The organism is Marinobacter salinexigens, assembly GCF_008370345.1.
In the GTDB taxonomy this organism is placed as follows: domain Bacteria; phylum Pseudomonadota; class Gammaproteobacteria; order Pseudomonadales; family Oleiphilaceae; genus Marinobacter; species Marinobacter salinexigens.
The window spans coordinates 359573-377026 of sequence record NZ_VTUU01000001.1; the positions used below are offsets into that span (position 1 = coordinate 359573).

Sequence of the window (17454 nt, forward strand, 5' to 3'; positions counted from 1 at the left end):
TGCTATCCACTGGGGGCAGCTTACTCTGCAGGCCAATAAACTTTCACCAGCGGCAGCAAACGTTGCCCATCAATATCAAACCGCTCGTAATTGGCCACAATCAGGTCTGCGAGCAAGTCAATGTCGATGAGTGTCACCGGAATTGTCGCTCGTTCCGCTTCATAGCGGGCCTCGCGGGTGAATCCACCGGTACTAACAAAGATACCCTGGTCCCCGTCTCGCAGCGCGCCTATAAAGCTTCGAATTGGGTTTGATCCCATACTGCCACTGCGGTGTTTCACTTCCGCCTTGATGCGGGGCTGAGTCAGTCCCAGTCCGTCTGGAGACGCTAGAACGTCCACACCCCGGTCTGGGCCTTTGGCCGATACCCGTGTCTGGTATCCCATGGCACGAAGCAAAGCGGCGGTAAGTTCTTCCATCTCCTCCGGATCGAGGGCCTGGATTTTGTCCTTGATGAGTTCGTGTCCACGGGACATGACATCGTCACGCAGCAGTTCGAACTCGGCTTCTGCAGCCTGAGAGTCGTCTGTTATTTCCGGGGATTCGGAGGGCTTGCCTGTCAGCCTGTCCTCCAGCTCTTTGATGACTTCGGGGGATAGTGAAAAGAGAGTCAGTACCGATCCCAGGCTGTTACGGGCGGATTGAGTTAGCTGGTCCCGGGAGACGCGGCCGAGCCAGTTCACCTTTCGGATGTTGGCGAACTCTCCAACCAGTTCTTGCTCGGAACGGAATTCGTATTGGCCTAAATCTTCACCCACCAAGTATTCCCGGTGCTCCTGGCTGTAGGTAATGAGCCAGTCGCCTTGCTTGATGTCGTCGCGAAACTTTCGAATCATCGCAATAGCATTGCCAGTGCGGCCTGGTTTGGCGTTTCCAAAGTGGTGGATGTAGGCTTCGCGGAGCGTTTCTGGGGAGGAGTAATGACGAAGGTCGCCCAGGTTGTTCCAGCCTATGGCGACGCAGCCGGAGTCTTTGAACTCGTCGAAATAGCGACCACCGTTGCCTGCTCTAATCATCCATCCGTTTTGCATATGTACTCCTGATTCGTTCAGCCTTTTAACTCTTGGTTACTTGAGTTCCTGCGTCGACGTAGCTAGTATTACTGCCAACACGACCCCGGCCTCTTGGTTGCTTGCAACTTACGCTGGGGTTTTTATTTTCTGGCTACCACCAGTCCTTCCAGTTTTCTGTAATCCCCATTCCGCTCAAATCCAGCTTTCTCGATGAGTGTTGCTCTGGAAACTGTTCCAGGTGCTTTGCCAGCCGGTTGTGCCATTCGGTATTCGGGCATATCGACTTCACTAGCATGCGTGCAATGGCCAGCAGCAGGAACGGCTTGAAACGGGTGTCTTCGTTGTCGATGAAGGCATCACACCAGGCTATCTCGCCCCGTTTGGGGAGCATGGGCTTGGAGGTGATGTTCCGGTTCCACAGGCGGCTGTGGTGGGCTACCAGATTGCGTAGGTAACTCAGGCTGAACAGCCAGCTTTTGAACACCTTCCAGTCGTTCACGCCGTATCGGTTGGCGATGGCCAGCTGGTCTTTTACGTTGAGTATGCTGAACAGCTGGGAGATGGCGCCGAAGTCCAGCACCTCCACGGCGACCCATATCGGCAGTTCGTCGCCGTGGTTAGCGTGGTAATGCCGCACGAAGTCTTCTTTGGACCGGCTCACCAGCCCCCGGTATTTGCTCAGCCAGGCATCAAAGGCGGATTGGGCGCTGCCTTTGTGGAAAGGCCGGCTCGCGAAGCCTGGGTGGAAGTGAGCCTTGGTGTTCTCGATATGGGCAAAAGGGCTGCGTTTGCCCAGCAGATACGACAGGTCTACCCGCAGGGAAATCTCGATACGTTCGAGGGCATCGGCCAGGTACAAGCGTAGCTGCTTGTCGAACAGGTACAGGTGAACCGCATCCACGAACTGGGTGCCGGCATGAAACTCGTCCAAGGCTCGTGTGGCCAGCTTCCCGGCATTGCCGCTCTGCACCACCTCGAATTTACGAAACGGATACCAGTAGGCGCTGAGGCGGTAGTAACCCACGCGCTGCAGGTAATCCAGCGCGGCGGCTTCGTCGGTGACCACCATGCCCCGGGATTTGAGCAGCCCCAGTTGCTCGGGGAAGGACTTCCATGGCCTGCTGTACGCCATTAGTTCAGGGCCCCTTGCACAACGGCTTCGGCCAGCTGACAGCGGGTTTCGCTAGCCTGGTTCAGCCGTTCTTTGAGTTGGTCGCAGAGGGCCATGAGTTCATCGACTTTTTGGACGATGCGGTGTTGTTCTGCCAGTGGCGGCAGATGGATGTCCGCATCCAAGATATCGCCACGAGAAATGCCAGGTATTGCGATGCCTACAGTTTTCTCGCGAATGGCATCCCGCAAACTGTCGAGGAGGAGATACAAAAAACGAGCGTTAATGACTATTGGTCGGGCCGCCATCAGTTGACGGCTAATAGCTATATCTCTGGAAGCGATGTTCAATTTGCCGACCCCAGAGCCTTTGCAGGTAATGAGAATGTCGCCTTTTTCGGCCACTGCTCGCTTTTCAAATGTGTGTCTCTGCGGTTCTGGTGTTTGAACTCCAAATTCGGCTGGCCCCGTTAGATAGGGAATACTGTCGGGTCGTTCGTCATCGAAGTACTCATCGCCCTTCAAATGTTGGCCGGATATTAGACTAATGCATGTTCCTAGTTTGCATTTGGCCCATGCACCCGGCAAAGGCTCGACCACGTCTACGCGGGCCGCTTTATTGGCTGCGCGAGCTTTCCCTTCTCTCTCTAGTTTCAGCCTCTCTGCATTAATACGTTGTATCAGGTCTGATGCAGGCTCATCCCCCACATCCTGCTCCACCAACCGCCCCATCACCGCCAGTTGCAGGATGGACTGCTTGAGCTTGTCGATGCTCTGTTCGGTGGTGAACAGGGTGTCGAAGTGGGCGGCGAGGCGGGCCCAGTTGTCGGCCAGTTCGGTGGCGTTTTCGGATTGGGTGAGGGTGCCGAGCAGGGTGTCCACGAGGGTTTCGTGGGCTTCTAGCTGGTCGCTGGTTTGCTGTTCCAGCCGGTCGCAGAGGGCCATGAGTTCATCGACTTTTTGGACGATGCGATGTTGTTCTTCCTCGGGTGGCAGCCCTATCACAGTCGCGATTATTTTCTCGCGTGAAATGTTTGGCTGCGCTCCGCCTGCGCCCATTGCGATGAACCGTGACCGGTAAGCTTTCAGTAGAAGCAGCAGAAACCTATTGGAGATACCTGGCCATGGTGTGCAGGCGCACACGGCTTGATTGGTCGTGCCTGCCACTTCCAAGATGGACGCTTTACCAATGGTTGCACCGTACATGGCGATAAGCACATCGCCTGGTTGGTTCATGCGAACGGATGTTTCCTGAACGGCTAATTCAGTGATTGTTTCTTCGGATGAATCAATGAAGTCTTTGTATAACTCTCCGGACTTAAACCAGGGTATGCCGCCCCCGTAATAGTGAGAATTGCCCCTTTTGGGCGTAGCTCCGGAGCCCCAAACGCCGAGCTCATTCAGTCGGCAATAACGCCAACTAACAGGGATTGGAAATGGTTGCTCTATCTCCTGAATCTCGGGTAGCTTCTTTGGCTTTCTAATTGCTTTGGCTTTTAGCTGAGCAGACTTCTCTGACTCGATTTTTTTGAGGAGCAGGCTAACAGGCCCGTCATCCTTATCTTGAGTAACCAGTTTGCCTCTGACCGCAAGCTCCAGAATCAACTCCCGAAGCTTCTTAACCCCAGTCAGCTCAACCTTGCCGTTACTCCCGCGGCCACTACTGGACTTCTTCGTGACCGCCTCGGTCCATAAGCCCAGGTGCTCGGTAATCAGCTCCCGCGCACTCACGCCGCACCTCCGCCGGAGTTCTCTTCGCTGTTGTGAGAGAGCGCATCGGCCAGGATGTCACGCAGCTGGTGGCGGATTTCCTGGATTTCGGCCTGTTGCTGTTCGTATTTGGCCAGCAGTTCGTCCGGGTCGTGGCTGACTTGTTCACCTTCGTGGGGGTTCTTGATGTCCAAGTTGTAGTTGCGGGCCTTGATGTCTTCGATGGGCACTTTCCAGGCTTGCTCAGTTTCAACGCGGCTGGTGAAGCCGTCGGCCTCGGTGCCCCACCAGTCGATCTCGGTCTGGAACTCCGAGAATTTCATGGGCTTGGTTTTGCTGTAGCTCTTGTAGCCTTCCGGGTAGGGGTGTTCGTAGTACCACACGGTTTCCGTGGGCTTGCCCTTGGTGAAGAACAGCAGGTTGGTCTTGATGCCGGTGTAGGGGTTAAACACACCGTTGGGCAGACGCACGATGGTGTGCAGGTTGCACTCTTCCAGCAGTTTTTCTTTGAGCCGGGTTTTCATGCCTTCGCCGAACAGGAAGCCGTCTGGCAGCACCACGGCAGCGCGGCCACCATCCCGTAGCAGATGGATGAACAAGGTCATGAACAGGTCGGCGGTTTCCCGGGTGCGGAAGGCGCTGGGGAAGTTGGTTTCAATGCCGTCTTCTTCCATGCCGCCGAAGGGCGGGTTGGCCACGATAACGTCTACCCGCTCTTTCGGGCCCCAGCTGATGAGGGGGCGGGCCAAGGTGTTGTCGTGCTTAATCTGGTCCGGCACCTCGATGCCGTGCAGAATCATGTTGGTGGTGGCCAGCAGGTGCGGAAGAGGCTTTTTCTCTACACCGTGAATGCTTTTCTGCAGGGTTTGTTCGTCCGTTGGTGTCTGCACGTAATTCTTGCGTTTATGCTCGATAGTGCACGTCAGGAAGCCGCCAGTGCCGCAGGCTGGGTCCATCACTTTTTCTTCCAGCTTCGGGTCTACCCGATTGACCATGAATTCGGTCACCGCCCGAGGGGTGTAGAACTCGCCAGCGTTTCCGGCGCTTTGAAGGTCTTTGAGGATTTGCTCGTACATATCGCCGAGTTCGTGGCGCTTGGCGGATTTGTTGAAGTCGATGCCATCCTGCAGCTTGTTGATGACCTGGCGCATGAGCTGGCCGGACTTCATGTAGTTGTAGGCATCTTCGAACACGTTACGGATAACCACGCCCCGGTAGTCATCACCGGCCGGCTCCAGGTTCTGCAGGCCGGGGAACAGGGTGTTGTCGATGAAGCCTTTGAGTTCGTCGCCGGTCATGCCTTCGGGGTCGGCGGCCCAGTTTCGCCAGCGCAGCTTTTCCGGAATCGGGGATTTGTAGTCGTCGTAAATCAGTTCCCATTCCTGTTCCCGGTCGTCGAAAATTTTCAGGAACAGCATCCAGACCAACTGGCCGATGCGCTGGGCATCGCCGTCTACGCCAACGTCTTTGCGCATGATGTCCTGGATGGATTTGATGGTGGTGCTGATAGACATAGGTGTTCAGTTCCTGAGTAAACGGAATGGCGATAAACAAAAATCAGATCAGGGTGTTTGCCGATACAGCCCGTCTTCCAGATCTCGCACGGCTTCGGTGTAGCCAGGCTTGCCGCCAAAGGCGTCCACCAGTTCCATCAGTGAGCCAATCTGGCTGAACGGCGCGAGGGTCAGGATTTTAACATCTTCGATAGGCTCAATGCCGTCGTCGGTGTACTTGTCGAGCAGGGCGTCCAGCACCTGTTTGCTGGCGCCCTCGTATTTGCTGAAGTAATTCTGTTTGCGCACCTGCTCGGCCCTTTCCTTTCGGCTAAGGGGCGGCTGGTCGTAAACGATGTGACAGATGACATCGAAGGGGTCGGGCTCGGCGCCCAGTTTCTTGCTGACATCCTTGATGAGGTCGTCCCACATCACACCTTGCTCGGCCAGTTCTTCGATGATGGCCTGTTTGCGCTCGGCCTCGTTCCAGCCTTTGAGGAAGTCGGTGAGGGTGGCGTACTGCTCTTTCACTTTCTTGCGGGTGAAGTCCTTCAGGCTTTCGGTGATGAGCTTGCCGTCTGGGCCCAGGTATTGGACACGTTCGGCTATAACAGTCACTTCAACATTGTCTACCACGTAACGGGTTCGGCCGCTGCCGGTTCCGCCGCCTTCGCCTGGACCACCGGTATCCCCGCCTTTCGGGTCGTCGGTTTCCCAGCCCGCTTCGGGATCTGCTTCATAGCTCTCGGGTTCTTCTCCGCACCCATGCCCCGGCTCCGGAGTTTCCGGAGCCTTTTCGTCATCGGGGTTAACGGGGTCTCCGGCTCCGGGGACATAGACCTTCACCGGGTCACCGTCGAAGGCCGGGTCTGCGAACAGCTCGGTGGCCTTCTTGAAGTCCAGAATGGTGAACCAGTGCTTGTTGTAGTCGTCGTTGATGCGGGTGCCGCGGCCAATGATTTGCTTGAACTCGGTCATGGATTGGATGCGCTGGTCCAGCACGATGAGTTTGCAGGTCTGGGCGTCCACGCCGGTGGTCATCAGCTTGCTGGTGGTGGCGATGACCGGATAGCGCTCTTCCGGGTTGATGAAGTTATCCAGCTCGGCTTTGCCTTCCTGCTCGTCCCCGGTGATGCGCATGACGTACTTGCGGTTTTCCTTCACTCGCTCAGGGTTCAGGTTCACGAGGGCTTGGCGCATGCGTTCGGCGTGGTCGATGTCTTCGCAGAACACAATGGTTTTCTGGTGCGGGTCAGTCTGTTCCAGAAACTCCGTGACCTTCCGCGCCACGACTTCTGTTCGCTTTTCCAAAACCAGGGTGCGGTCGAAGTCTTTCTGGTTGTATATACGGTCGTCGATGAGCTCGCCATGCTTGTCGGTCTGGCCCTTGCTGGGGCGCCAGCCTTGCAGGTCGCGGTCCAGGTCGATGCGCACGACTTTATAGGGGGCCAGGAAGCCGTCTTCGATGCCTTGCTTCAGGGAGTAGGTGTAAACCGGCTCGCCGAAGTAGTCGATGTTGGAGACTTCCTTGGTTTCCTTGGGTGTGGCGGTCAGGCCGATGTGGGTGGCCGCCGAGAAGTATTCCAGAATCTGGCGCCAGGCGGAGTCTACGGAAGCACTTCCCCGGTGACACTCGTCGATAACCACCAGGTCGAAGAAGTCCGGGGAGAACTGTTTGTAAATGTTCTGCTCATCCTCGCTGCCGGTGACGGCCTGATACAGCGACAGGTAAATCTCGTAGGACGGGTCTACCGTTCGGTTGGTGACCTTGGTCATGGCCTGGCCGAAGGGCTTGAAGTCGTTGTTCTTGGTCTGGTCTACCAGAATGTTGCGGTCGGCCAGGAACAGGATGCGTTTCTTCTGCTTTGACTTCCAAAGCCGCCAGATTATCTGGAAGGCCGTGAATGTCTTGCCGGTGCCGGTGGCCATCACCAGCAGAATGCGGTTCTGCCCGCGGGCCACAGCCTCTACGGTGCGGTTTATGGCGACAGTTTGGTAATAGCGTGGCGTTCGGCCGCTGCCGTCATCGTAGTAGGGCTGTTCGACGGTTTGCCGGGCGTTCTGGTGGATGCATTTGTACTGGCAGTAAAGCTCCCAGAGGGTTTCCGGGGAGGGGAACTCGTCCAGGGTCAGGGTGGTTTCGGTTTGGCCGAAGAGACCGGTGCGGTCGTGGAACAGGAAGCCGTCGCCGTTGCTGCTGAACACGAAGGGTGCATCCAGTGCGTCGCTGTAGGCCAGGGCCTGCTGCATGCCATCGCCCAGGCTGTGGTTGTTGTCCTTGGCCTCTATGATGGCAATGGGCATGTTCTTCTTGTAGCTGAGAACATAATCCGCCCGGCGGCGTTTGCCACGGGTGTGCAGCCTGCCGCGCACGATAATGCGGCCAGCTGTGAACGACACTTCTTCGCGCACCTGGCTGTGCATGTCCCAGCCTGCGTTCAGCAGGGCAGGGTTGATGTACTTGGTGCAGATGTCCCGCTCTGTGAGCTGTTTCTTGTCCATGCGCTCGCCGCCGTTACTTCTTGATTGCAACCATCTGGTTTTGCGTGGTTTTGTGGCTTTAGGTTAGCCCATATCGTTAGGTTACAGAAGGTTTGTGGGATTCTTGATGCTACATAAGCACGCTGGGGCGACGATTCGTGTCGTTTTGATGGCAGGGGTCCCGGCGGTGCAGGGCACTTAATGTCTACCGGGCTTTCTGCGGCTGGATAGTCAATCCAGACGGCCATGGGCCTTGGTAATCTATAAAGGAGTACGCATAGCGGGTAATCGTGGGCCTGAAAGTGTGCGGACTGGTCCTCATGGAGGGTAGCTTTCCGGGGGTGCGCGACAATTTTGGCCGGACTGGTACATATAGCGGGTAGTTGAGTACGGATAGCGGGTAAGGGTTTTGTTTTTCATTGCGTATCGGTCCTAGGGAAAAGGTAGAGGGCACTGGGTCCTTTAGTTTGCCTGACGTCCAATTTGCCGCCGCACTCGTTAATTGCCTTCCAAGTAACAGCATAAAGGGAGCAGCGATTCCTGCCGCCTTGCCGTGTTTGCTCGATGAGCCCTGCATCGACGAGTGCCTTGAGTGCTTTGTGTAATGTTCCCTTCGACCGCCACCCCCGCTTTACCATATGGGACCATGCCGCAGTGAGGTCGCCGTTGTTGTAACCCTTGAACTGTCCAGCAATATCAACCAACAATTTTGCAGACCATCCATCCAGTCGTCTGTACGCTTCACTTTCAAGAACGCTGTGGGGGATGTGAAGGAAGGGCGCATTGCCCTTCCTTCCCTTGTGCCGGGCCCTGCTGTCTTTAGCCACAGTCAGGTCTCACTAGCGCCCGCTGTCCCAGAATCTTCCAAAAGTGTTCTGGCCAGCTCAATAGACTCCTTTTGCAGGACATATATTCCGGGGCGAGTGATGAGCCCGTCGCGGTCAATACGTTCTGGTCTGACGGTTTCTATATTAAGGCCCTGCTTCCGGAGCTGGCTAATATGGTGCGGACTGTTACTTGCTCCGGCAATGCGGTCAGCTTGTTCCCGGTAAAGCGGACCTTTGAGCAAAGCACGAATTAAGCGCTGGTTGCGGGGAGTCATGCAAGATGAGTAGCTCCTTGTCGGTGTGGAGGGTGCATTGGTCATTTTTCGGCCCTCCCGCTTATTTGGGCGGCGTGCCCTTGTTTGATCCCTTCTATGAATTCCGCGCGGTCAAAAAGAATTTTTCTGCCGAACCTGTAAACCCCCGGAAGATTGTGGCCTTTGGTGAATAAAAGGTGGCGGACGCCCCCGCGTGTCAGACCTGGTTCCACATCGCATAGTTGGCCGAGATTTAAAAGCGTGGGCCCTCCGACTTGATTACATGTTGAGCTGGTGTCGTTCGTTAAACGCATTGAAATACCCTCGTGTGTTGCGGTTTGCCATGAATTTGGCTGAGGGCATTTCAGCAAGGTCGGGGTTGGTGCTGTAATGGACAGCTAATCTAGCGTCTTTATGTCCACCGGCTTTTTGTTCTTGTCCAGATACGTTCTCCGTCTAGTTATTTGGGATATCCTTTCGAGGGCTGAGCAAGTTTCGTCCGGGGGAGCACTATTAAGCAGTTCGGCCAGCTTGTTTTTTAGGCTCGCCTTGACCACCAATGTTGAGTCCGGTTTCATGACGTTTTCTGAAAACCATTGAAACTGTTGTTTGTTCAGAGACTGGTCATTGGAATCATTCAGGCCCTGTACCAGCGCTTCTATCAAATGTTCGGCCATTTCTAACGGCCGCCCTGGTGCCTGTTTGAATGCCTTCCAAACATGCTTGTAGGTGCTTTCGGGCGACCTGGCAGGAGCGCCGGAAATCGGTGATTTTCCGTAATCATTGCTTGCCAAGTGGACGGCCGTATCCTGAGAAGTATGTGAGAAGAGAGGCTTCCCTCGCACTCGCCAGTACACTATTCGAGTTAGCAGAATTTTGTCTCTTTCGATACCTTGTTGACGGTATCTGTGTTTTTCTGCTCGGGTTAACGAAGATCCGGTTCTCAGCGCTCGCGCGAGTCTGACATTGTCCTCGTCGGTGAAAAAACGAGAAACATAATCGAGTCTGCCGCACTCGATTTGGTCGGCCAGCGGGATGAGATTGCCTGTGCGTAGACCATGTATTACGGTCATCACCTTGAGGTCCATAAAGAGAGGGACTGGGGGCTCTAGGTCATACGCAGTAAAGCCTTTTCTCCGGTTTACCTTTTTCTTTCGTCTGGTCATTACTCTATTGCTCCGAAAATCGCGGAAGTCATGCGCTCTACTACTGCAGCCTTGTGGTCTTGGGTTAGGTGGCTATATCGCTGCACCATGGCCAGCGTCTTGTGGCCAAGAATGTCAGCAAGCTCTCTGAGCCCCGCGCCGTTCATGGCCAGGTAACTGGCGGCGGTATGTCGCAGGTCATGAAACCTGAAGTCGGTTAACTCTGCTCGCTTCAAAGCTGTTTGCCATGCCTTCTCAAAATCCAGTGGTTTACTCTTGGTTTTATCTGTCCTTCCTGCGAATACGTAGGCTGATCCGTTAAGAGGGCGAACCTTAGCCCAGTCTGTCATGGCTGCGAGCGCAGGCCCGACGAGTGGGGCGGCTCTCGTTTCTCCATTCTTGGTATCTTCGAAAGTTACTCGTTTGCGTTGCAAGTCGACGTCTTGCCAGCGTAGCCCCGAAATCTCGCCGCGGCGTCCACCTGTTGTCAGTGCCAGTAGCACAATGATTTTTAGCTCAGGTGTTTCAGTGGCTTTATCGCAGGCATCAAGCAATGCGTTGCGCTCATCCTTGGCTAAAAAGCGGGTTCGTCCTTTCGTTTCCGAGCCTCGGCGAACCTTTTGGCATGGGTTATTTGGGATCCATTCCCAGTCGTTAGTGGCTGCTTTCATGACTGGGCTCAGAGACGCAATATACCTATTTACCGTGGCATCACTTCGCTGTTTATAAGTATTGCCCGTTTTATATGGGGTAGTTCTGAGTTCATCTTTGCATTCGGTGAGCAGCGCAGAGTTAACGTCTTTTATTGCTGTCTCCCCAATTTTCTTTTTCCACCACGCAAGATGGGTGCTTCGATGTTTCTGGTCTTTCAAACCGGGAAGAATGTCCCGTTCATAGCGCTCAATAGCATCGGACAGTGTTTTGCCTTTGCCTGCCGCTGAGTGAAAGTGTCTTCCTTCTCTGATGGCGGCCTCAGTTTGGGTTGCCCATCGTTTAGCATCGGTCAGCCTATCGAAGGTTGCTGTTTCGGTGGGGCGTCCTTTGAGTCGAATCTTTACCCGATAGCTGCTTTTACCCTGCTTGTCGGTTCGTTTTTCAATGCTGGCCATGATGGAACCCTCCAAGTAGGTGAAGGGTGCTGCGTGGTATAGTGACAAGTGCCATTGGCGGAACCTCCTATTCAGGTTTTGCCGGTGGTTGCCGGGCTGGTGGTGGTGCACTGGCCCGGCTCTTCATTGCTCTCCTAATGTAATCCGCAACACGAAACAAAAGCAACCAGGGGATAGATAATCCCTTGGTGTTACCAGGTAACAAATTAAAATCAATGGTTTTTTTATGTCTTGTCTCGTTGTGAGGGGCATTTATGGGGCAGTGTGATGCGGAAGAGCTTTCAGGCTGGCTTCTGGTAGCACTTTTAAAGCGGAGGATATCTGTCTTTTAGAAAAAGAGTGGAGCGGGGATAGGTGTCGTGATTTTTTGTGGGTTAGTGTCCCGTGAGTGTCCCAGCGGGTGGTCCAGAAACAACAAAGCCAGCTCGAAAGCTGGCTAAGTCATTGAATTAGTGGTGCCCGGACGCGGAATCGAACCACGGACACGGGGATTTTCAATCCCCTGCTCTACCAACTGAGCTATCCGGGCATGTTGCGGTAGTGCTCTGCAACGGGGCGCTATTAAACCGGTTTAGCAGTTTTGAGTCAAGGCTGACTTTGAAAAAAATCTGATTCTTTCTCTGGTTGATCAGCCTTTGTACAAAAGGCGCTTATTTCTCCGGCGGCACGTAGCCTTCGGCCTTGTCGAAAGGCTCGTTATTGAAGAAACGCTCCATCTGCGCCTGCAGGTATTTCCGGTTGTTCGGATCCATCAGGCTCAGGTGCTTTTCGTTGATCAGCATGGTTTGCTGGGACTGCCATTCTTCCCAGGCCTGTTTGGAAATGTTCTCGAACAGTTCCTCGCCCCGCTTGCCGGGCATTGGCGGGAATGGGAGGGCTTCGAGTTCTTTCTGGTACTTTCTGCAGAATACGGTACGGGTCATGATGGCTCCTGCTGAGATGTTAATCTGGCGGCATGATAACAGACATGCCGCTCCGGTCACCTTGTGGAATGTCAGAGCAGGGCGGCCTGTTCCGGTTGGGTCAGCAGGGTCCGTATAGGGGCGGGTAATCCCAGTACCAGAGCCTCATCCCGATGGAACCAGCGGTGTTGGTCTGCGTCTGCAATCTTGCTGGGCTGGGTCAGAGCCAGTCGGGCAGGCTGGATATGCAGGTGATAGTGGCTGAAGGTGTGGCGAAAGCCGCTGATCAGCTCTGGTTCGGAGCAGCTCATTCCAAGGTGCTGTTCGCAAGCTTCCTGCAGTTCATCGGCGCCGAGGGCCGGGTCAAGTTCCGGCAGGCTCCAGAGTCCGCCCCAGATGCCGCTGGGTGGGCGCCGCTCCAGCAGGATTCGGCCATCTTCGTCTTCAACAATAATCATCCAGGTGGCTTTTTCCGGCTTTTCCTTTTTCGGTTTGGAGCCTGGGTAGAGTCTGGTTTCTCCTCTGGCATAGGCCTGGCAGCCATTGCTCAGTGGGCAGCTCTCACAGTCGGGGCGGGTGCGGGTGCACACCATGGCGCCAAGGTCCATGATCGCCTGTGTGTAGTCTCGTGGCCGTTCTTCCGGGGTATGCTCCTCTGCATGTTCCCATAGTTGATTCAGGACGGCCGTCTGGCCGGGCCAGCCGGCAATGGCGTGGTAACGGGCCAGTACCCGCTTTACGTTGCCGTCGAGAATGGCGGCGCGTTTGCCATAGGCCTGGGCCACAATGGCGGCAGCGGTAGAGCGGCCGATGCCGGTCAGGGTTTCCAGTTCTTCCGGGTTGTCCGGAAACTCGCCGCCGAAGTCTTCGACGATGGTGATGGCCGCTTTCTGGAGGTTGCGGGCCCGGGCATAGTAGCCAAGCCCCGACCAATGCCCCAGTACGTCATCAACAGGTGCTGAGGCCAGAGCCTGAACGTCCGGGAAACGCTCCATAAATGCCTGGAAGTAGGGAATAACAGTGGCGACCTGGGTTTGCTGGAGCATGATTTCAGACACCCATACCCGGTACGCGTTCCGATCAAAATGCCACGGCAGGTCATGCCTGCCGTGTTGGTCATACCAAGCCAGCAATTTGCCGGCAAAACGATCACTCATTAATTGAACAGACCTTTCAGTTTGTCGCCGAGCTCTTCGCCGATTTTTTCTTTGATCTTGTCTTCAGCTTTGGCCTTGGCTTCGTCCACTTTTTCCTGGGCTTTCGCTTTGGCGGCATTGGCGGCGATGGTTTTCAGGGTATCGCGGAAGCGGGAACCATCGAAGGAACACAGTCCGGCGGCATTTTCCGAGAAGTTGCCGCGACATTCTACCGGGATAACAACGTTTTCGACGTAATCGGTTACGCGGCAGGCTTGATCCCGGTGAATTTCCCCAACGATGCGGAGCCCCGCCTCGTAATCAAGTTCGGTTTTAGAGAGATCCACGGTGCCGGTGCCTTCGAGCTTCATGCCGGCGAGGGAGGCGACCAGGTCGGTGTTCTTCAGAATGTTGCCGTTGATATCCAGCGTGCCGTGCATGTCGTTGAACGGTGTTGTTGTGCCCCAGTCCGTGGTGGTCAGGCTGTCCTGATTGACCAGGGCAATCCCCTGGCAGGCCAGGTGGGTCAGGTTCATGCCCCGAAGCTGTCCCTCTGCCAGGTTGAAACTGATCTGGCCATCGGCATTGTTGCGCAGTGCGGAGATCCGGTTGCCGGTGGTGCTTACGTTCAGTTTCAGGTTGGCGCCGCCAGAGAGCATGTCGACCTCTGCCAGGTCCGTGAGCAACGGCAGTGTCTGGATACTGGAAATGTTGGAACCAAAGGCCCATTTGGGGTTGTCGGTGCGGGCGTCGAGAGTGGCGTTGGCGCCAAAGCTGCCTTCGTACATCTTGCCGCTGAATTCGTCCAGCTTGAGTACGCCGTTTTTGGCTGTGGTGCTGGCTTTTATCTCGTTGATGGTCAGGTTGCTGGCGATCAGCTCGCCCAGCCCGAAATCGATGTCCAGCAGCAGGGTACGCAGGGTGTCCAGCGGAAGCAGATCGGATTCCGGTGAGGATTGCGCGGTTTGTGTCTGGCTCCCGCTCGTTGTGGAAGTGCTGGTTTCGTCTTCTTCGCTCGCCGGGGGCAGGTAGCGATCGACATTCAGCTTGTCACCTTGCAGGTTGAATACGATGCCTGTGCTGGCAAGGGTATAGCTGCCTGAGCCTGTGAAGCTGGTGTCGTCCAGTTTCAGGGTCAGGTTACTCAGGTCGATTTTGCCCGGGCTGCCGCCGATATCGGTGGAGAAGGCCAGTGCTTTGAGTACGTCGGGGTCTGTGGTTTCAATGGCTGCCTGCCCAAGGCTGTCCAGCAGCTTTTTCAGCGAAAATTCTGCGACAGCTACGTTGCCGCTGAGTGCAGGTTTGTCGCCAAAGCCTTTAACGTCCAGGGTGGTTGTCAGTACAAGGTTTGCCAGGCTGGCTTCGAAATTTTTCAGGCTGGCGGTTTCATTTTCCAGATTGGCGCTGGCGGAACCGCTGATTTCTGCCGTAACGGATTTCCCGCCAAACGGTTCGCCCGCCATGTCGAAGACGGCTTTCAGACCAGAGGCCGAGAACTCGTTCAGAGCCTTATTGGCCGCAAGGCGTGCACTGATGCTGCCGTCCACTTCAAACTTCGGTTTTGCGGTTTCAACGCGGAAACCAATCTCCAGCGGGAACTCTTTGTCCAGGCTGATGCTGCTGGCATTCACTGTGAAGTTTTCCAGAATGACCGACTGGCCTGTGCTTTTGTCATCGTAAACGATCCTGGCATTTCCGATCTGGACGTTCTCGACATTAAAGTTCAGTGCTTCGCCACTGTCTGAACTACCTGAGCTGCTGGTTGAGGAGGTATCGGCGCTCTGTCCGGTGCTCTGCCCGGTGCTGCTGTCGGTGCCATCTTTTGTTTCACTGGACGACTCCGGCATGATTCGGGTCCAGTTACCCTGGCCCTGCTCGTTAACTTCAAGGTTGGCTTCCAGGCCATTCAGGGTGAAGGTGTTTACCTGCGGAGACATGGCAATCAGCGACCAGAAGTCAATTTCCGCTACGAGTTGCTCCAGAGCCACAAAGCGTTTGTCTTCGAGCTTTGCTTCTACGTTATTGAGCTCCAGGCCCAGGGGAATAAAGGACCAACCGATGTCGCCATCCAGTATCAGGTCGAGATTGGTTTGATCCTCAACCGCTTGTTCAATCTGTGGCTTGTAATCGTTGGGGTTGATCACGGCCATGGCGATTGCGATGGCCGCTGCGACGAGGACAATCACCGCGATAATGGCAATCAGCAGGTAACGTACAGCTTTCATGATTGAGGCTTCCTTGTTCCGTAGAGCTTTACGGGCTTTGCTTCGAATCCCGGTACCAGTTAGTGAGAGGATAACGCAGGGTTACCAAATTAACAGCGCAGGAATATGACAATGAGGTAGTGATGGGCCAAAATACACGCTTTCTTATTCCGACTACATTAAGACGTATAACCATAAGAAGGAGTTGGCTGTGGCAATTACTGTTTCGATTGAGCTGAACCGGGAGTTTGAGATACCGGCAAGCTACGATGAAGTCTTTGAGCTGTTGGCGGATGTTCCGCGTTCTGCCAGCCATTTCCCGAAAGTCGATAAGCTCACCGACCTGGGTGACAACACCTACCGCTGGGAGATGGAAAAGGTTGGCGTGGACAAGCACGCAATCCAGTCCGTTTACGCCTGCGTCTACAGGGCCGACAAGGACGCCGGAAAAATTACCTGGGAGCCGGTCAGTGGCGAAGGTAACGGAGTGGTGAGTGGGTCCTGGACCCTGGTTGCCAATGGTGCCTCTGCCACCAGCGTGAAGTTCAAAACCAGCGCCCAGCTGACGGTGCCTCTGCCAAGTTTGCTCAAGCTGGCGATCAGCCCTGTCATCAAGCATGAATTCAACAGCCTGGTGGACACCTACATGAACAACCTCAGGCAGGCGTTCTGAGGCAGCTTCGGCTATGGAGGTGATTGACGCCTTTATGGGACTCTGGCGGGCTAAAAAGGTATAATCCGGAATTAAATATTACCGGCGTTATCTCGCCCCTTTGTAACGGAGTCCCCATGGCCGAACGTAAGGCTCGGGTAGAAAGAAATACCCTCGAAACCCAGATCACCGTTGAGATTGATCTCGACGGCACCGGCAAAGCCAGTTTTGACACCGGTGTTCCTTTCCTTGATCACATGATGGACCAGATTGCCCGTCATGGTTTGGTGGATCTGAATATTGTCGCCAAGGGCGATCTCCACATCGATGACCACCACACCGTTGAGGATATCGGGATTACTCTGGGGCAGGCGTTCAGGCAGGCGGTGGGGGATAAGAAAGGTATCCGCCGGTATGGCCATGCCTATGTTCCTCTTGATGAAGCACTTTCCCGTGTTGTGATCGACCTGTCCGGCCGTCCTGGCCTGATGATGGATGTGCCCTATACCCGTGGCTCAGTGGGCGGTTTCGATGTGGATCTGTTTGAAGAGTTTTTCCATGGATTTGTAAACCACTCCATGGTGACCCTGCACATTGATAACCTGAAGGGAAAGAACACCCATCACCAGATCGAAACGGTCTTCAAGGCCTTTGGCCGCGCACTGCGCATGGCGATCGAAATGGATGAGCGGATGGCAAATATCATGCCTTCCACCAAGGGCTGTTTGTAACCCGCTAGCCAACAGGACTCTGCAATTACACTATGAAGACCGTTGCCATTATTGACTACGGCATGGGTAACCTGCACTCGGCCCGAAAAGCTGTCGAGCATGTGGCTCCCGATGTCCGGGTGTTGGTTACCGATAACGCTGACCAGATTCGCGAAGCGGATCATGTGATCCTGCCCGGGGTGGGCGCTATCCGTGACTGCATGCATGAAATTCAACGTCTTGGTGTGGACACTCTGGTACGGGAGGTCTCCCGTGACCGGCCCTTCCTGGGAATCTGTGTGGGCATGCAGGCTCTGATGTCCCGCAGCGAGGAAAATGGCGGTGTGGACTGCATCAATCTGTTTCCCTCCCAGGTGCGTTACTTCGGTGACAACCTGGTCGAGGACGGTGAGCGCCTGAAAGTGCCGCACATGGGATGGAACGAGGTTTACCAGACGGTGGATCACCCCATGTGGCACAACATTCCCGATGGCGATCGTTTCTACTTTGTGCATAGCTATTACGCTGAGGCCGAAGGAAACGCTGATATTGCCGGCCGTTGCCGCTATGGCGTGGATCTGGCCGCGGCTGTTGCCCGGGATAACATCTTTGCTGTGCAGTTCCACCCGGAGAAAAGCGCCCGGGCCGGCCTGCAGCTTCTGAAAAACTTTGTTGACTGGTCCGGCAAGTAACGCCGGGGCGTCTGAA

Annotated in this window: 14 protein-coding genes and 1 tRNA gene; 4 read left to right on the forward strand and 11 right to left on the reverse strand. The window is 55.1% G+C overall.

What is annotated here, in order from left to right:
- Positions 1–20: 20 nt before the first annotated feature.
- The 5 genes from FWJ25_RS01685 to hsdR all read right to left on the reverse strand — a co-directional run bounded on the left by FWJ25_RS01685 (position 21) and on the right by hsdR (position 7828).
- The gene (locus tag FWJ25_RS01685) at positions 21–1031 is read right to left on the reverse strand and encodes a restriction endonuclease (RefSeq protein WP_149598511.1); all 1011 of its coding nucleotides are present in this window, start codon (positions 1029–1031) and stop codon (positions 21–23) included.
- A 133-nt stretch (positions 1032–1164) separates the two neighbouring features.
- On the reverse strand, positions 1165–2145 hold the full coding sequence (locus FWJ25_RS01690; protein ID WP_223163209.1) for an Abi family protein: 981 nt from the start codon (positions 2143–2145) through the stop codon (positions 1165–1167).
- Complete coding sequence (locus tag FWJ25_RS01695) at positions 2145–3854, reverse strand: restriction endonuclease subunit S (protein ID WP_149598512.1); 1710 nt, start codon at positions 3852–3854, stop codon at positions 2145–2147. Before FWJ25_RS01695 ends, FWJ25_RS01690 begins: the two co-directional genes overlap by 1 nt.
- Positions 3851–5347, reverse strand: a complete 1497-nt coding sequence (locus FWJ25_RS01700) for a type I restriction-modification system subunit M (protein WP_149598513.1) — start codon at positions 5345–5347, stop codon at positions 3851–3853. The genes FWJ25_RS01695 and FWJ25_RS01700 overlap by 4 nt, the downstream gene beginning before the upstream one ends.
- Positions 5348–5395: 48 nt before the next feature.
- Entirely contained in the window at positions 5396–7828 is a 2433-nt protein-coding gene (hsdR, locus tag FWJ25_RS01705; protein WP_149598514.1) for an EcoAI/FtnUII family type I restriction enzme subunit R, read from the reverse strand.
- Between the two features lie 1086 nt (positions 7829–8914).
- On the opposite strand from hsdR, the gene FWJ25_RS19575 reads away from it, so the two are divergent.
- Positions 8915–9082, forward strand: a complete 168-nt coding sequence (locus tag FWJ25_RS19575; protein ID WP_188093544.1) for a hypothetical protein — start codon at positions 8915–8917, stop codon at positions 9080–9082.
- Between the two features lie 204 nt (positions 9083–9286).
- Here the strand turns inward: FWJ25_RS19575 and FWJ25_RS01715 are convergent, their stop codons facing one another.
- The 6 genes from FWJ25_RS01715 to FWJ25_RS01740 all read right to left on the reverse strand — a co-directional run bounded on the left by FWJ25_RS01715 (position 9287) and on the right by FWJ25_RS01740 (position 15405).
- Complete coding sequence (locus FWJ25_RS01715; RefSeq protein ID WP_149598516.1) at positions 9287–10054, reverse strand: hypothetical protein; 768 nt, start codon at positions 10052–10054, stop codon at positions 9287–9289.
- Entirely contained in the window at positions 10054–11142 is a 1089-nt protein-coding gene (locus FWJ25_RS01720; protein ID WP_149598517.1) for a tyrosine-type recombinase/integrase, read from the reverse strand. Before FWJ25_RS01720 ends, FWJ25_RS01715 begins: the two co-directional genes overlap by 1 nt.
- Positions 11143–11595: 453 nt before the next feature.
- Positions 11596–11671 (reverse strand) — tRNA-Phe (locus FWJ25_RS01725).
- A gap of 121 nt (positions 11672–11792) precedes the next feature.
- Positions 11793–12065: an oxidative damage protection protein gene (locus FWJ25_RS01730; RefSeq protein WP_149598518.1), complete on the reverse strand. Its 273-nt coding sequence runs from the start codon at positions 12063–12065 to the stop codon at positions 11793–11795.
- Positions 12066–12136: 71 nt separating this feature from the next.
- Positions 12137–13201, reverse strand: coding sequence for an A/G-specific adenine glycosylase (gene mutY, locus FWJ25_RS01735; protein WP_149598519.1), 1065 nt, complete (start codon positions 13199–13201; stop codon positions 12137–12139).
- Positions 13201–15405, reverse strand: a complete 2205-nt coding sequence (locus tag FWJ25_RS01740) for an AsmA family protein (protein WP_149598520.1) — start codon at positions 15403–15405, stop codon at positions 13201–13203. Before FWJ25_RS01740 ends, mutY begins: the two co-directional genes overlap by 1 nt.
- Before the next feature lie 190 nt (positions 15406–15595).
- On the opposite strand from FWJ25_RS01740, the gene FWJ25_RS01745 reads away from it, so the two are divergent.
- From FWJ25_RS01745 to hisH, 3 genes are all read left to right on the forward strand, one after another.
- Entirely contained in the window at positions 15596–16057 is a 462-nt protein-coding gene (locus tag FWJ25_RS01745) for an SRPBCC family protein (protein WP_149598521.1), read from the forward strand.
- 116 nt (positions 16058–16173) lie between these two features.
- A complete protein-coding gene (gene hisB / locus FWJ25_RS01750; protein ID WP_149598522.1) occupies positions 16174–16767 on the forward strand; it encodes an imidazoleglycerol-phosphate dehydratase HisB in 594 nt (197 codons plus the stop codon).
- Between the two features lie 32 nt (positions 16768–16799).
- Positions 16800–17438, forward strand: coding sequence for an imidazole glycerol phosphate synthase subunit HisH (gene hisH / locus FWJ25_RS01755; protein WP_149598523.1), 639 nt, complete (start codon positions 16800–16802; stop codon positions 17436–17438).
- Positions 17439–17454 lie beyond the last annotated feature (16 nt).

Excerpts from the sequence above, each read along its gene's own strand:
- FWJ25_RS01715 (WP_149598516.1), bottom strand. The coding sequence starts at position 10,054 with ATGACCAGACGAAAGAAAAAGGTAAACCGGAGAAAAGGCTTTACTGCG.
- FWJ25_RS01685 (WP_149598511.1), bottom strand. The coding sequence starts at position 1,031 with ATGCAAAACGGATGGATGATTAGAGCAGGCAACGGTGGTCGCTATTTC.
- FWJ25_RS19575 (WP_188093544.1), top strand. The coding sequence starts at position 8,915 with ATGAGTAGCTCCTTGTCGGTGTGGAGGGTGCATTGGTCATTTTTCGGC.
- FWJ25_RS01730 (WP_149598518.1), bottom strand. The coding sequence starts at position 12,065 with ATGACCCGTACCGTATTCTGCAGAAAGTACCAGAAAGAACTCGAAGCC.
- hisB (WP_149598522.1), top strand. The coding sequence starts at position 16,174 with ATGGCCGAACGTAAGGCTCGGGTAGAAAGAAATACCCTCGAAACCCAG.
- mutY (WP_149598519.1), bottom strand. The coding sequence starts at position 13,201 with ATGAGTGATCGTTTTGCCGGCAAATTGCTGGCTTGGTATGACCAACAC.
- FWJ25_RS01740 (WP_149598520.1), bottom strand. The coding sequence starts at position 15,405 with ATGAAAGCTGTACGTTACCTGCTGATTGCCATTATCGCGGTGATTGTC.
- FWJ25_RS01700 (WP_149598513.1), bottom strand. The coding sequence starts at position 5,347 with ATGTCTATCAGCACCACCATCAAATCCATCCAGGACATCATGCGCAAA.
- hsdR (WP_149598514.1), bottom strand. The coding sequence starts at position 7,828 with ATGGACAAGAAACAGCTCACAGAGCGGGACATCTGCACCAAGTACATC.
- hisH (WP_149598523.1), top strand. The coding sequence starts at position 16,800 with ATGAAGACCGTTGCCATTATTGACTACGGCATGGGTAACCTGCACTCG.
- FWJ25_RS01690 (WP_223163209.1), bottom strand. The coding sequence starts at position 2,145 with ATGGCGTACAGCAGGCCATGGAAGTCCTTCCCCGAGCAACTGGGGCTG.
- FWJ25_RS01720 (WP_149598517.1), bottom strand. The coding sequence starts at position 11,142 with ATGGCCAGCATTGAAAAACGAACCGACAAGCAGGGTAAAAGCAGCTAT.